Source organism: Rothia mucilaginosa, from assembly GCF_049990865.1.
GTDB classification, from domain to species: Bacteria; Actinomycetota; Actinomycetes; order Actinomycetales; family Micrococcaceae; genus Rothia; species Rothia mucilaginosa_I.
The window spans coordinates 365525-378743 of the sequence record NZ_CP188231.1 but is presented as its reverse complement, the minus strand read 5'-3'; the positions used below and the strand labels follow the sequence as shown (position 1 = coordinate 378743).

Genomic DNA, 13219 nt, shown 5'->3' with positions numbered 1-13219 from the left:
TTTAGCCCAACGGAGTATTTAGAACGTGCATTCCATAATGATGGCGTCGGTTCCGTCATCGTAGTAGCCGCGGCGTACGTGAATCGCACGGTAGCCGTTGCGTTCGTAGAGGCGCTGGGCGCGCGGGTTGTCGGCACGCACCTCCAGCAGGATGCGCTCGGCACCCTGCTCGCGGGCGCGCTCGTGCATCTGCTCGAGCATGGCGCGACCGAAGCCGTGGCCCTCGTACTCGGGGAGCACGCCGATGGTTTGAACGTCGGCAGTGTCGGCAACGACCATGGTTCCGCAGTAGCCGATAGCGCGCCAGCTGCCCTCGTTATCTTCCGAACCTTCCGCAGGCAATTCGAGCATGTAGTAGGTGCGGGTCGGGTGGGTCAGCTCTTCGAGAAACATGTCGATGTGCCAGGCGTCGGCGGGGAACAGGGTGGTTTCCATGCGGTGCATTGCCTGCACGTCGGCAAGTTCGGCAACGCGCAGGCGGGCGCCCAAGGCCAAGTTATTCAGCGCCAGGTCATCTCGCACAATATTTTCGGTAGCGCTCATTTAGCTCTCCTTCTGCGCGGCAGCCTGTGCGGCGGAACCCTGAGTAGCTGCCTGCTTCTGCTGGCGGGCGAGCATTGCGGCGGGGACCTTTGCGTCCGAGTCGCGCAGGTACTGGGCGGAGGTGTCCTCGCTCAGGTTCTCTACGCCCAGGCGTGCCGCGGCGGCAACCAGGTACTCGGCGTGGGGGTGAACCTCGCGGGCAGATTCGACGATGGTCCAGCCGTGCTCTTCGAGGGTTTCGGAGTACAGGCCGGCACCGTAGCCGTAGGCGTAGGAGGGAGCCCCGCCGGGCAGAATTTCGGAGGCGGGGCATACGTTCGGCCCGTCCACCAGGCTGTAGCCTTCGACGTTCACGCGGTAGCGGGCGGAGTAGACTTCGCGGCGGCGTGCATCGGAGAGCACGAGCAGCTCAGCACCCTCACCGGGAGCGCATGCTCGTTCTACGTTCCCTTCCCCGGCAGCTTCCCCTGCATTCACCGCGGCGGCACCGGCAGCCGCACCGGATACAGCGCGCTCAGCCAGGGCGGTCAAGCTCATCATGCCGTACACCGGCACCGACCAGGCAAAACCCAGAGCGCGCGCAGTAACGATACCGGCACGAAGACCCGTAAAAGGTCCCGGGCCGGTACCGGTCAGAATCGCATCCAAATCTTCGCCGCGCACGCCAGCGTCCTGCAGGGCAGCCTGCGCGTAGGGACCCATCACCTCAGCGTGGGAGCGGGTATCTTCGCTCTCGTAGCGGGCGAGGATTTCGAAGGACGCACCGGCTTCGGAGCCGTGCACACGGGCGAGCGCCACAGATGCGGTGGCGGATGAATCAAGGGCAAGTACTAGCACCCTATCATTCTAACGCGCGGGCTCTAGGCGCTCTGCAGGGCCTCTTTCAGAGCGTCGAAAGCATGCTCCCAGCGGGGGCCGAAGGCGCGCACCCGCAGCAGGCGAGGTTCGGGGATGTCCGCTTCCTCGTCACTTTCGTCTTCATCTTCGTCGTCCCAGCTGAATTCTTCGGCGCCCGAGTAGGCGAAGCGCGCATCCGCGCCGGTCAGTCGGGTGAAGTCCAGCTCCAGGCGGGAATCGCTCAGGTGCTCAGCTTTATCACGACCCCACTCGATGACGGTCACCGAGCGCGGCAGGGAGAACTCCAGGTCCAGGTCGTCGAGCTCCTCAGCACTGGAGAGGCGGTAGGCATCCACGTGCACCAGGTCGGGACCGCCGGGGCGGGGGCCGTCCGGCAGGTTCGGGTGCACGCGCGAGAGCACGAAGGTCGGTGAGATCACGCCTTCGCGCACGCCCAGGCCTTCACCCAGGGAGCGGGTGAACGTGGTCTTGCCCGCGCCGAGCTCACCCGAGAGTAGTAGCACATCCCCGGCGTTCAGGTGCTGCGCCAGGGTGAGCGCCAGGCGGCGGGTATGGTCGGGGCCGGTCACATCCAGCTCGAGGGCGGCAGAAATGTACTCAGCGCTCATTAGCCCTCCTCCTGACCGGTGCCCCACAGCTCATTCAGTTCAGCTTCAACCCAGGAGCCGCCGACGTAGAGGCGCTCCACGCGGGGCGAAATGCGGGTCACGATTTCGTAGTTAATGGTCTGCGCGGCATCCGCCCACTCTTCCACGGGCGGGTTCTCACCGGCACCAAAAAGGATGGCGGGGGCACCCAGGTAACCCAGGGCGGGGTCGCTCAGGCCGGGTTCGCCCAGGTCAACGACCATCTGATCCATGGCGATGCGGCCGACCACGCGGTAGGTCTTACCCTCCGCATTATTGGGCACGGAGCCGTCCTGTGCGTTCTGTGCGTTCTGTGCGTTCTGTGCGTTCTGCGCGCCCGGGTAGATGCGCACCGGCGCGTTCTCCGCAATGCGCGGCACGCCGTCAGCGTAGCCGAGCGGCACCAGCGCCAGGGTGGTCGGCTTTTCGGTGTGGTAGCGCAGACCGTAGGAAACACCCTGACCTGCAGGAACTTCCTTCACGGCGGCAATGTAGCTACCCACCGTCATGACGGGCTTGAGACCCAGGTCCTCAGCGGTGACCTCCGGCAGCGGGGAAAGACCGTAGAGTGCAAGGCCGCAACGCACACCATCGCCAAGCAGACGCTCCTCCGCATCCCAGCCCTCCAGCGAGGCGGTCAGGGTCGCCGGAGAGTTCGCCAGATGCACCGTCTTCGGGTCCAGGCCGGCCTCACGAGCCTGAGCCACAAAAGTATCCAGGGTGTCGAGCTGCTGAGCAGTCTCGGCGCGGGTCGGCTCATCCGCAACCGCCAGGTGGCTAAAAATACCCTCAACCGTAATCAGCCCAGACTCCTCCAGGGAAGCGGCACGAGCCACCAGCGCAGGCCAATCCGCAGCGGTAGCACCGTTACGACCCAGACCGGTATCAGCCTTCAGATGCACGATAGCGCGCTCGCCGGTGCGTTCAGCGGCGGCGGCTACCGCCTCCAGGTCCCAACCGGAAACACCCAGGCGGATTTTCTCCTGCAGCGCCGCCTCAAAATCGGTGGAGGGGGTGTGCAGCCACGCCATGAGCGGCGCATCAATACCGTCAGCGCGCAGTTCCAGCGCCTCGTTCACGTGCACCAGACCCAGCAGGTCAGCACCGGCGGCAATAGCCGAACGCGCCACCGGGTACGCGCCGTGACCGTACGCATCCGCCTTAATTACTGCAATGAGCGCGCGGTCGCCAATCAGTTCCTTGAGTCGGCGCACATTATGTTCCAGCGCATCAAGGTCAATGGTGGCGCTTCGTTCTACCTGGCCGGGTGTACAGGGCGGGCAGTAGAGCGGTTCGGCAGGCTGCTGAGGGTGAGTCATGGTCCTTCACGGTCCTTCTGACGGTGGGTTCACGGTACAGGCTGTACTAGGCAGCCTCTCTTCTACTAAATTCTAGACCGCCCGGTGTGCGAAAGTCCTGTCGCGCTACACTAGGTCAGGTACACCTTTGAGAGAGGAAAGCATCGATGAGCACTCTGCCGCCGGTTCGGACGGTTCACGTGTATTCCATGCACACCGACCCTTTTGCGCAGCCCGGTAGCGGAGATGCAGGCGGCATGAACGTCTATATTGCCCGGTCGGTGCACGCCATGCTGGAGCTAGATCCCGAGCTGCGGGTTGAGGTTTTCACGCTGGACCGCAGTGAGGCGCTCCCCACCGATTCGCCGTTCCGTCAGCCTCCTCAGCCCGGCGAGCGCATTGTGCGCCACAGCCTTGATCTTCCGTCCGCTCGTGGTCTTTCGAAGAACGAGTTGGCTACGGTCACCGATGATTTTGCGCAGGCGTGCGTCGAGCAGGCACTGTACACCCCGGATATTATTCACGCCCACTATTGGCTGTCGGGTCAGGCTGCGGCTCGTGCGTCCCAGCTGTGGTCGGCTCAAGGCGTTGGCTTCCCGGTTCCTGTTCTTTTTACTCCGCATACGACGGCTGCCGCTAAGGATGCGTGCCGCGGCGAAGGTGAGGCGCCCGAGCCTGCGGAACGCTATGCCGCCGAGCGTCTGATGAGTAGCTCCGCGAGCCGGGTGATTGTGAATACTCCCCTGGAGGCGCAGCAGATGGGCGAGTACTACGGTACGGACGCGCAGAAGCTTGCCATTATCCCGCCGGGTGTTGACACCTCGATTTTCCATACGATTCCTGGCGTGCATCCGCTCAATGACACCTCGGAGACTCGTTGCCGCATTGTTTTTGCTGGCAGGCCTCAGCCGTTGAAGGGCCCGCATCTGCTGGTGGAGGCGCTCGCGCTGCTCCCCTCCGACCTGCAGGTGGACGTGGATATTATTGGTCGTTCCGATTCGGATTATGAGCGCCGCCTATTGCAGCGTGCGGCTGAGCTGGGTGTGGCAGATTGGGTGCATTTGAAGGCCCCGGTTCCGGCGTCTGAGCTGGCGAATATTTTCCGTGCCGCCGATATTGTGGCGTCCCCGTCCTCATCTGAGACGTTCGGCCTGGTGGCGTTGGAGGCGCAGGCGTGCGGCGCGGCGGTGCTCGCTACGGATGCTGACGGTCTGCGCTATGCGGTGGAGAACCACCGTACGGGTCTGCTGGTGGCGCCTCGTACGCCGCAGCGTTGGGCGGCGGCTATTGAGCGTCTGGTGCGTGCCCCGTACCTACGTCATTCGTTGGGTGCGAACGCCGCGGCGCGTGCCCGCACGATGGGTTGGGATCAGACGGCGCGCCGAACCCTTGAAGCTTATGCCGAGGTACGTCAGGGTATCTCGCAGTAATGTATTTTTCACGTTGTGAGGAGTTTTAATGTCTTTCTCCATGAGCCGCGATGAGTTCGCCGCGTACCTGGATTCGGTGCGTATTACCGGTGAGGTGGCGACCCCCCGCGAGAATAACCTGGACCATATTCAGGGTTTCCTGGATGGTAATGAGCACCTTGAGTTTGGTGTGCAGTGGACCCGCGAGTGGGATTACGATTCGGTGTTTGAGGTGATGGTCCGCCGCGCGGGTCTGAACCCGGACCGTTCGCATACTCACGGTCAGGACACTATTGGTGCCGAGCAGTGCATCAGCGCGTTGGAGGAGTACGCCCGTATCTTTGGCGAGGCGGTGCGTGCCGGTTCTCGTATTCTGTTTGCAACCGGCCACCCGGCGGGCCTGTTCCCCATGTATGCGGTGATGGCTGCGGCGGCGAAGGCTGCCGGTGCTGAGGTTCTTCAGATTGAGGAGGGCGAGCGCTTCCTGGACGGTGACGTCCGCCAGATTATGGATGTCGTGATGTTTGAGCAATACGGTAATCTGCAGCATACGCATTTCCCTGGCCCGATGCGCATCGCGCTGGATCAGTTGAAGGCGCGCGGTGTGACTCCGGATCTGGTGGTTTCGGATCACGGTATGGCTGGTTATGCTTCTTCGACCTGTAAGTTGCTGACAATTGGCATTGCGGATTGTAATGATCCGGGTCTGTTTGTGGCGGCTGAGCAGGGGGATCTGCCGGTGTGCGTGCCGATGGACGATAACGTTCCGCCGCGTCGTTATGAGCCGATGATTGATTTCATTTTGGATCGTGCGGGGCTTGAGTGTCCTTAATGTCCCCTTCTGCACCCTGTGTTTAGGGTTTGGGGTCTTCGGGGTTTGTCTTTTATCTGTCGGTTATTGTTTTCCTGCAAGTGCGTGAAACATGCTGATGGTTTTGGGGTTTCTTAGCTCCACTAGGCATTCTTCCCGAAGGCCCTTTTTCTTCTTTTTTCTGTGATTGATTTCATCACACTGGAGCGACTTTGCGTCTTCATTCTTCGAGACTGAAGACCCCCCGACCCCGTAGAATAGTTTACGGAACACGTTTATGCGCGCTGTGCGCTCATCTAACGCTCCACTAGGCGTCTTACCAGCGCCTTTACCGTAATCTCTGCCATTATTCACTCAGCAAGATTAGGGGTTCACTCATTCATCAGGATAAAGACTAGGACACGTCTCCCTTACACCGATAATTAGGGGTAAATGTGCCTATTCGCCGCTCTCGGTCCATAACACAGGACAAATTTCCGGGGAAGATTACACCGTTGAAAGTACAAGATCGTCTTAAAAAAATGTGGGGTTCAGACTTCGTTATCAAGCGAAGCTGGCACCCCAAGGTTCAGCGTGCCCTTTACCTTGGCGACCTTTTCGCCATTGCTGTTGCGGTTATCGCTGCGCATCTGATTCGTTTCGGGTGGGAGAATGCTGACCTGCCCTACGTGAACGTTTGGCCTATTAACGTCCTCGATGGCCGCGTGCCCGCGATAGATTACATCTTCTTGGGTATTGGCCTGACCGTTGGTTGGTGGTTTATCCTCCAGGTCAACGGCTCCCGTAGCCTGCGCATCATGGGTTTCGGTACTGAGGAGTACCGCCTCATTACTCGCGGCAGCACTTATTTCTTCTGCTTGCTGATTATTGTGGCGTTCTTCCTCAAGGTTGACGTCACCCGCATGTACCTGCTGATTGCTTACCCGCTGGGTCTGTTCTTCCTGCTGACAGAGCGTTGGGTTATTCGTCAGGGCTTGGTACGTTCGCGTACTCGCGGTCGCGCGTTGACTCGCGTCATGATTATTTCTGATGTGACGACCGGCCAGCACCTGTACAAGAACCTGAAGGATGTGGTTGCTTCCGGCCTGTCCCCCGCTGCGTTCTATCTGCCCGGTTTTACTCCCGGTACCACTGTTGCTGGCGCGCCGATTCCGGTGCTTGGTTACAGCACTTCTCCGGCTGACATTATGGAAGCCATCCGCGAGAACGATATTCACATGGTTGCTGTGACGAATGGTCACCACTTGAGCCCGGATCAGGTTCGCCTGCTGGGTTGGAAGCTTGCTGATGCGCATATTTCGCTGATTATGGCTCCTGCGACGACCGATATTGCCGGTCCGCGTATGCACATGCAGCCATTGAATGGTCTGCCGCTGGTGCACGTGTCGACTCCGCGTATTACCGGTCTGTCGGCGTTCTTCAAGCGCGCTATGGATGTTGTGTCTTCGGGTCTGGGTTTGATTCTGCTGTCTCCGCTGTTCCTGGTGGTGGCGCTGCTGGTCAAGCGTGATGGCGGTCCGGTCTTCTTCCTGCAGAACCGTGTGGGTCTGAACGGTGAAATGTTCAAGATGGTGAAGTTCCGTTCGATGCGTACTGACGCCGAAGAGGTTAAGAAGCGCCTCATGGCGCAGAACGAGGGTAATGGTGTGCTCTTCAAGATGAAGGATGACCCGCGTATTACCCCGGTTGGTAAGTTCATCCGTAAGTACTCGATTGATGAGTTGCCTCAGCTGTGGAACGTGTTCATTGGCGATATGTCGCTGGTGGGTCCGCGTCCTCCGCTGGTTGAGGAAGTTGAGCAGTACGAGGATATTGCGTACCGTCGCCTGCTGGTGAAGCCGGGTATTACCGGTCTGTGGCAGGTTTCGGGCCGTAGTGACCTTTCGTGGGAAGAGTCGGTTCGTTTGGATCTCTACTATGTTGAGAACTGGTCGCTGACCGGTGACCTGATTATTCTTCTGCGTACTGTCCGTGCGGTTTTCGCTAAGGAAGGCGCGTACTAAGAATAGTCGGGGTTTCTCCCACTGGTATGTATGCCGTTTTGAAGACGCTGTTCCTTTGAAGACGCTGCTCCGGCACAGGCAGCTTGGCATCATCCATTGATATAAACGCGCAGAAGGGGCGTGAATCCATTTCCGGTGGATTCACGCCCCTTCCTTTGTGCCTTCTGCCTAGAGTGCTTTGAGAGACGCTCTAGGGGTCTCTTGAGGGCGTTAGGCTGGAGGCGGCGTACTGGGCGCCTCTGCCCTATTCGGCGATGAGTCGCGCAATGACTTCGGGGAGCATCTCCGCGACGCGGGTTGCCGGGGCGGGACCCAGCAATGCGTCCTTGACACTTCCGGTGGCGCTGGCGCGTGCGGCTTCGCCGTGCAGGTAGACTGCGAGCGCACCGATAGAGGCGAAGGTGCAGCCTTCCAGGGCTTCTCCGCGGGCTTCGAAGGCGGCTACGGTCTGGGCGAGCAGTGCGCCGTAGATGCCGGTGAGGGTGTCTCCGCTGCCTGCGGTGGCGAGCCAGGGGCTTCCTCCGGCGACGCTGTAGGTGGCGCCATTGGGTGCCGCGATGAGCGTGTAACCGCCCTTGAGCATGACGGTGGCTCCGGAGAGTTCGGAGGCGGAACGGGCCCAGCGGAAGGGCTCTGCGTCAATGTCTTTGCGGCTGGGTACGATGGCGTCGCCCAGGTGCTTTTTCCAGGTTTCGGGGGCGAGTTCGTGCACGATGCGCAGGAATCGTTCGAGTTCTGCCGCGTGCGGGGTGAGGATCTTGTGGGGTCCGAGGTGCTTACCTGTTGCCATGTATTCTGCCGCCAGGTCGCAGGCGCCTGCGTCGAGGATGGCGGGTTCGGGTGAGTGGAGCAGGTAGCGGTTCTTGTCCAGCGAGTCGTAGCTGGAGCCGGAGCCGCCGGCCCACACGGTGACCCTCTGCAGGGCGGGTGCGCCGCTGAAGTAGACGGTTTCGGGGTTGTGGGCGATCATGAGCTGGCGCAGCTCGTGGGAGTTGGCACCGAAGCGGACCATGCCAACGCCGGTGTTGAGGGCTGCGCGCACGCTCATGAGGGCTGCGCCGGGGTATTCGAGGCTTCCGGTGAGCATGCCGAGTACGCCGCGGGTGTACTTGTGGGAGTGTTCGTCGGGGATTTCGATGAGTTCGCGGTAGTCTTCGCGTTCGAGAACGCGCAGGGCGGGCTTGTGGGCGTCGAGGGCTTCGGGTACGCCCAGGTCGTAGAGTTTGATGTCTCCGGAGCGGACGCTGTGGCTGGTGCCTGCCGGTAGCTTGTGACCGATGAAGGTGACGGTGCGGTCGGCGCGCAGGGAGGGTTCGTGCACGGTTCCGCGGTTGTTGTCGACTCCGGAGGGGGTGTCGACGGCGAGGACTGCGCCGAGCTTACCGTCGAGCTGTGCGGCTCGGAGTACGCCCAGGTATTCGCCGGCGTTACCGCGTACGGCACCGCTGGAGCCGGTTCCGAGGATGCCGTCGATGGTCAGGTCGTAGCCGGCAAGCTGTTCGAGGGTGTGTTCGGGGTCGAGTACGCGGGTGCCTTCGCCGCCTTCGCGGGCGATGAGTTCGAGGTTCTTTTCGCTGGGGTCGAAGATGACTGCGTCAACGCGGTGCCCCTTGGCGCTGAGGCGGGCGCCGGCGTAGATGGTGTCTGCACCATTGTTGCCCGGACCGATGAGCAGCAGGATTTTTGCTGTGTCTTTGCCGTGGAGCAGTTCCTGCGCTTCGGCTGCGACGGCGTCTGCGGCGCGTTGCATGAGGTAGCCGTCGTAGTCGGCGGCTTCGATGTAGGGCTTTTCTGCTTCGCGTACCTGGGAAGCAGTGTAGATGAGCTTCATTGCTGTCTCCTTAGGTGGCACCGTGCGGGCCTTAGGGGTGACCGGTTGTGGTGTTGATGTGGCTCTGCGTTAGTTTTCGTTGGTGACGTTAGTTTTTGTCGGTGGTATCGTCGCCGGCGATGACGCTGAGTCGGTAGCTTTCGGGGTTGAACTTTTGCAGGTGCGCCAGTTCTGCGTCGCTGAGGTATTCGGCGGTTGCGATGGCGATAGCCATGGGTTCGTCGTGGGTCAGCGAGAGGTGGATGCGGTTGATGCCGAGTTCTTTGGCTCGGCGGGCGATGGTGCCTTCAATGATGAGGTAGGGCTGGCCGCTTTCGGCTGTGGCGACTTCGCAGTCTTGCCAGTTGAGTCCGGCGGGTGCTCCGAGTACTTTTGCGACGGCTTCTTTGGCGGCAAATCGTACGGCTTGGGAGCGTACGTTCCGGGTGCGTTCGTTGGGGGTGAAGACGCGGCGGACGAAGGCGGGTGTTTCGGTGACGATTCGTTCGAATCGTTCAATGTTGACGGTATCTACGCCGATTCCCATGATCATGAGCTGCACCTTTTACGTTAGGGGTGGTGACCGCGTCCTGCTTGCGGTTTCTCTTGTTTTAAGTCTAGCGAGATTCGCTTCTTTTAGGTGGGATAGCGTCAAATATGACGCCTGGTTGATACCTGTTTCACAGCGTCTATTTTTGTTGGTTGATTCACGAATAACCGCCCGGTTAAACGACAAGGGCGGTGGTTGAGTTCTTAGAGAACTCAACCACCGCCCTTTCGTTATCGCTCAGGCGATTTCCGAGGATTACTCCAGAGATTTACTCCAGAGAATTACTCCACGGTCACGGACTTTGCGAGGTTACGCGGCTGGTCAACGTCCAGGCCCTTAGCTTCTGCCAGTGCGCATGCGAAGATCTGCAGGGGCACGGTTGCCAGCAGGGGCTGCAGCAGCGAGGGGCATGCCGGGACGGTGATGAGGCGGTCTGCGTAGGGCTTGACGGCCTCGTCGCCTTCCTCGGCGATGACGATGGTGAAGGCGCCGCGAGCGCGCACTTCCTGAATGTTGGAGACGACCTTGCCGTGCAGGGAGTCGCGACCGTTTGCGGAGGGAACCACTACGATGACCGGCTGGCCTTCATCGATCAGTGCGATGGGGCCGTGCTTGAGCTCGCCTGCTGCGAAGCCTTCAGCGTGGATGTAGGTGATTTCCTTGAGCTTGAGTGCGCCTTCCATTGCTACGGGGAAGCCCACGTGGCGGCCGAGGAAGATCACGGAGGAGGCATCCTTCATTTCGACGCCCAGTTCCTTGACCTGGGTGTCGTTGTCGATGACCTTCTGAATCTTTGCGGGCATGTTCTGCAACTCGGCGAGGATCGAAGCGATTTCGTCCTTGTACTTGTTGCCGCGCAGCTGTGCCAGGTACAGGCCGAGCAGGTACGCTGCGGTGATCTGTGCCAGGAATGCCTTGGTGGATGCCACTGCGATTTCGGGGCCTGCGTGGGTGTACAGCGCAGCGTCGGATTCGCGGGGCAGGGTCGAGCCGTGGGTGTTGCAGATGGAGATAACCTTTGCGCCCTGTTCGCGTGCGTGGCGCACTGCCATCAGGGTGTCCATGGTTTCGCCGGACTGCGAGAGTGCCACGATGAGGGTCTTCTCGTTCACGATGGGGTCGCGGTAGCGGAACTCGTGTGCGAGCTCAACCTCGGTGGGGATGCGGCACCAGTGCTCGATGGCGTAGCGCGCCACCTGGCCTGCGTATGCTGCGGTACCACATGCGACGACGATGATCTTGTCGATCGAGCGCAACACCGAGTCATCGATGTTCAGCTCGTCGAGAGTGAGGTTGCCGTTCTCATCCAGGCGGCCCATGAGGGTCTGCTCTACCGCTGCGGGCTGCTCGTGGATTTCCTTCTCCATGAAGGAGTTGTAGCCGCCCTTTTCAGCTGCCGCTGCGTCCCATTCGATGTGGAAGGGCTTGCCCTCTGCGGGGTTGCCTTCGAAGTCGATGATGGAGTAGTCGGTGCCGGTGATGGTCACGATCTGGTCCTGACCCATCTCGACGGCTTCCTTGGTGTAGTCAATGAACGCGGAAACGTCCGAGCCGAGGAAGTTCTCGTTCTCGCCCAGGCCGATGACCAGCGGGGAGTTGCGGCGGGTTGCCACAACGCGGTCCGGGTGGTCGGCGTGGATAGCCAGGATGGTGAACGCACCTTCCAGGCGGTTGGATGCGACGCGTACTGCCTCGGTGAGGTCACCGGTGCCGAGCTTGTTGTAGATGCTTGCGATGGTTGCTGCAGCTACCTCGGTGTCAGTCTGCGATGCGAACTCTACGCCTTCGGCGAGCAGTTCGGCACGCAGTTCTGCGAAGTTTTCGATAATACCGTTGTGTACGACGGCGAGGCGGCCGTTGTCGACAACGTGGGGGTGAGCGTTGTTGTCAGTGGGTCCACCGTGGGTTGCCCAACGAGTGTGACCGATACCAATCTGAGAGTCCGGCAGGGGGTGTTCCTTGACCTCGTTTTCGAGGTTCAGGAGCTTGCCTGCCTTCTTACGGAATACGATGCCGTCGGGGCATACGAGTGCCACGCCAGCAGAGTCATAGCCGCGGTATTCCTGGCGGCGCAGACCTTCGAGGACCACATCGTATGCGTTGTGGTCAAACTTGTTACCGTCCGGAGCAGTGTCCAGACCTACATATCCTACGATTCCACACATGCTATAAGTTTATCCCACAAGTATCCGAATATGCGCACGGTGAAATACAGTTATACGTCACGTTTAATGTGGCTTTCCTAGCTTTTTCAGGTTTTACCCTTTTCTTCTCATACATTTATTTCTCGAAACAAACCGTGGGGCGGGTATTTTCCCCGCGGGCTGAAAGTTCGTACACTTAGATAAATGAGCACCGCACCGTATATTTCTGGCGATGACCGCTTCATGCATCTTGACCGTTCCCGTTGGTCGCACCTAGCCGATGAGATTTCTGTTCCCCTCAGTGCTGAGGAAATTGAGTCTCTTCGAGGTCTGGGTGAGACTGTCGACCTTGAAGAGGTGCAGCGTATTTATCTGCCGGTTTCTCGTCTTCTGAATCTGTATGTGACTGCTGCTTCTTCGTTGAACCATATGACGAATGATTTTCTGCATGTGTCTCAGCGCCGCGTGCCGTTCATTATTGGTGTGGCGGGTTCTGTTGCGGTGGGTAAGTCGACGACGGCGCGTATTTTGCAGGCTCTTTTGAGTCGTTGGCCGTCTACTCCTAATGTTCAGCTGGTGACTACGGATGGTTTCTTGTACCCGAACGCGGAGCTTCAGCGTCGCGGCATTATGCACCGTAAGGGTTTCCCGGAGTCCTATGATCGCCGTGCTCTGTTGAATTTTGTGTCGCAGGTGAAGTCCGGTGCCGAGCGTGTGGTCGCACCGAAGTATTCGCACCTGTATTACGACATCATGCCGGATGAGCATATTGAGGTCACCGCACCGGATGTGCTGATTCTTGAGGGTTTGAATGTTTTGGCGCCTTCTCAGGCTGAGGGTCCGGAGACTTCTGATCTGACGCTGAGTGATTTCTTTGATTTCTCTATTTATGTGGATGCCCGCACTGAGGATATTGAGCGCTGGTATGTGAATCGTTTCTTGACTCTGCGTTCTTCGGCTTTTGCGAATCCGGAGTCGTATTTCAAGCGTTATGCGGAGTTGAGCGATGAGCAGGCGGTTGAGGTGGCGACCGGCATTTGGAAGAGTGTGAATGAGCCGAATCTGTTGCAGAATGTTTTGCCGACTCGTGCTCGTGCGCATTTGATTCTGCAGAAGGGCCCCGAGCATACCGTGGAGCAGGTTCTTCTGCGTAAGAATTAGAGGCTT

The 13219-nt window shown here is 59.8% G+C and carries 11 protein-coding genes; 4 read left to right on the top strand and 7 right to left on the bottom strand.

All coding sequences use genetic code 11. From position 1 onward, the window contains the following. Nucleotides 1-18 precede the first annotated feature (18 nt). Genes rimI through alr form a run of 4 tightly spaced genes read right to left on the bottom strand, consistent with a single transcriptional unit; the run spans nucleotide 19 to nucleotide 3346 of the window. Nucleotides 19-543, bottom strand: coding sequence for a ribosomal protein S18-alanine N-acetyltransferase (rimI, locus tag ACP3RB_RS01630; protein WP_426699235.1), 525 nt, complete (start codon nucleotides 541-543; stop codon nucleotides 19-21). Continuing rightward, complete coding sequence (tsaB, locus tag ACP3RB_RS01625; protein WP_426699234.1) at nucleotides 544-1380, bottom strand: tRNA (adenosine(37)-N6)-threonylcarbamoyltransferase complex dimerization subunit type 1 TsaB; 837 nt, start codon at nucleotides 1378-1380, stop codon at nucleotides 544-546. 23 nt (nucleotides 1381-1403) lie between these two features. Then, the gene (tsaE, locus tag ACP3RB_RS01620) at nucleotides 1404-2009 is read right to left on the bottom strand and encodes a tRNA (adenosine(37)-N6)-threonylcarbamoyltransferase complex ATPase subunit type 1 TsaE (protein ID WP_426699233.1); all 606 of its coding nucleotides are present in this window, start codon (nucleotides 2007-2009) and stop codon (nucleotides 1404-1406) included. Then, complete coding sequence (alr, locus tag ACP3RB_RS01615; protein ID WP_426699232.1) at nucleotides 2009-3346, bottom strand: alanine racemase; 1338 nt, start codon at nucleotides 3344-3346, stop codon at nucleotides 2009-2011. The genes tsaE and alr overlap by 1 nt, the downstream gene beginning before the upstream one ends. Nucleotides 3347-3492: 146 nt before the next feature. On the opposite strand from alr, the gene ACP3RB_RS01610 reads away from it, so the two are divergent. The 3 genes from ACP3RB_RS01610 (at nucleotide 3493) to ACP3RB_RS01600 (ending at nucleotide 7548) form a co-directional block, all read left to right on the top strand. Continuing rightward, nucleotides 3493-4755 (top strand): glycosyltransferase, encoded by a 1263-nt coding sequence (locus ACP3RB_RS01610; protein ID WP_426699231.1) that lies wholly within the window; start codon nucleotides 3493-3495, stop codon nucleotides 4753-4755. Nucleotides 4756-4783: 28 nt separating this feature from the next. Continuing rightward, on the top strand, nucleotides 4784-5566 hold the full coding sequence (locus tag ACP3RB_RS01605) for a phosphatase (RefSeq protein WP_426699230.1): 783 nt from the start codon (nucleotides 4784-4786) through the stop codon (nucleotides 5564-5566). Nucleotides 5567-6066: 500 nt separating this feature from the next. Continuing rightward, entirely contained in the window at nucleotides 6067-7548 is a 1482-nt protein-coding gene (locus ACP3RB_RS01600; protein ID WP_311452660.1) for a sugar transferase, read from the top strand. Nucleotides 7549-7792: 244 nt separating this feature from the next. Here ACP3RB_RS01600 and ACP3RB_RS01595 read toward each other — a convergent pair whose 3' ends face one another. From ACP3RB_RS01595 to glmS, 3 genes are all read right to left on the bottom strand, one after another. Then, nucleotides 7793-9379, bottom strand: a complete 1587-nt coding sequence (locus tag ACP3RB_RS01595; RefSeq protein WP_311452661.1) for a bifunctional ADP-dependent NAD(P)H-hydrate dehydratase/NAD(P)H-hydrate epimerase — start codon at nucleotides 9377-9379, stop codon at nucleotides 7793-7795. 88 nt (nucleotides 9380-9467) lie between these two features. Continuing rightward, the gene (locus ACP3RB_RS01590) at nucleotides 9468-9911 is read right to left on the bottom strand and encodes a holo-ACP synthase (protein WP_426699229.1); all 444 of its coding nucleotides are present in this window, start codon (nucleotides 9909-9911) and stop codon (nucleotides 9468-9470) included. A 278-nt stretch (nucleotides 9912-10189) separates the two neighbouring features. Then, nucleotides 10190-12073 (bottom strand): glutamine--fructose-6-phosphate transaminase (isomerizing), encoded by a 1884-nt coding sequence (gene glmS, locus ACP3RB_RS01585; RefSeq protein ID WP_049338090.1) that lies wholly within the window; start codon nucleotides 12071-12073, stop codon nucleotides 10190-10192. A 183-nt stretch (nucleotides 12074-12256) separates the two neighbouring features. On the opposite strand from glmS, the gene coaA reads away from it, so the two are divergent. Further along, the gene (coaA, locus tag ACP3RB_RS01580) at nucleotides 12257-13213 is read left to right on the top strand and encodes a type I pantothenate kinase (RefSeq protein ID WP_060824439.1); all 957 of its coding nucleotides are present in this window, start codon (nucleotides 12257-12259) and stop codon (nucleotides 13211-13213) included. The last annotated feature ends 6 nt before the right edge of the window (nucleotides 13214-13219 follow it).

What these genes read in the sequence shown, in the direction of transcription:
- rimI (WP_426699235.1), bottom strand. Translation starts at nt 543, where the DNA reads ATGAGCGCTACCGAAAATATTGTGCGAGATGACCTGGCGCTGAATAAC.
- tsaE (WP_426699233.1), bottom strand. Translation starts at nt 2,009, where the DNA reads ATGAGCGCTGAGTACATTTCTGCCGCCCTCGAGCTGGATGTGACCGGC.
- alr (WP_426699232.1), bottom strand. Translation starts at nt 3,346, where the DNA reads ATGACTCACCCTCAGCAGCCTGCCGAACCGCTCTACTGCCCGCCCTGT.
- ACP3RB_RS01610 (WP_426699231.1), top strand. Translation starts at nt 3,493, where the DNA reads ATGAGCACTCTGCCGCCGGTTCGGACGGTTCACGTGTATTCCATGCAC.
- ACP3RB_RS01605 (WP_426699230.1), top strand. Translation starts at nt 4,784, where the DNA reads ATGTCTTTCTCCATGAGCCGCGATGAGTTCGCCGCGTACCTGGATTCG.
- ACP3RB_RS01600 (WP_311452660.1), top strand. Translation starts at nt 6,067, where the DNA reads ATGTGGGGTTCAGACTTCGTTATCAAGCGAAGCTGGCACCCCAAGGTT.
- ACP3RB_RS01595 (WP_311452661.1), bottom strand. Translation starts at nt 9,379, where the DNA reads ATGAAGCTCATCTACACTGCTTCCCAGGTACGCGAAGCAGAAAAGCCC.
- ACP3RB_RS01590 (WP_426699229.1), bottom strand. Translation starts at nt 9,911, where the DNA reads ATGATCATGGGAATCGGCGTAGATACCGTCAACATTGAACGATTCGAA.
- glmS (WP_049338090.1), bottom strand. Translation starts at nt 12,073, where the DNA reads ATGTGTGGAATCGTAGGATATGTAGGTCTGGACACTGCTCCGGACGGT.
- coaA (WP_060824439.1), top strand. Translation starts at nt 12,257, where the DNA reads ATGAGCACCGCACCGTATATTTCTGGCGATGACCGCTTCATGCATCTT.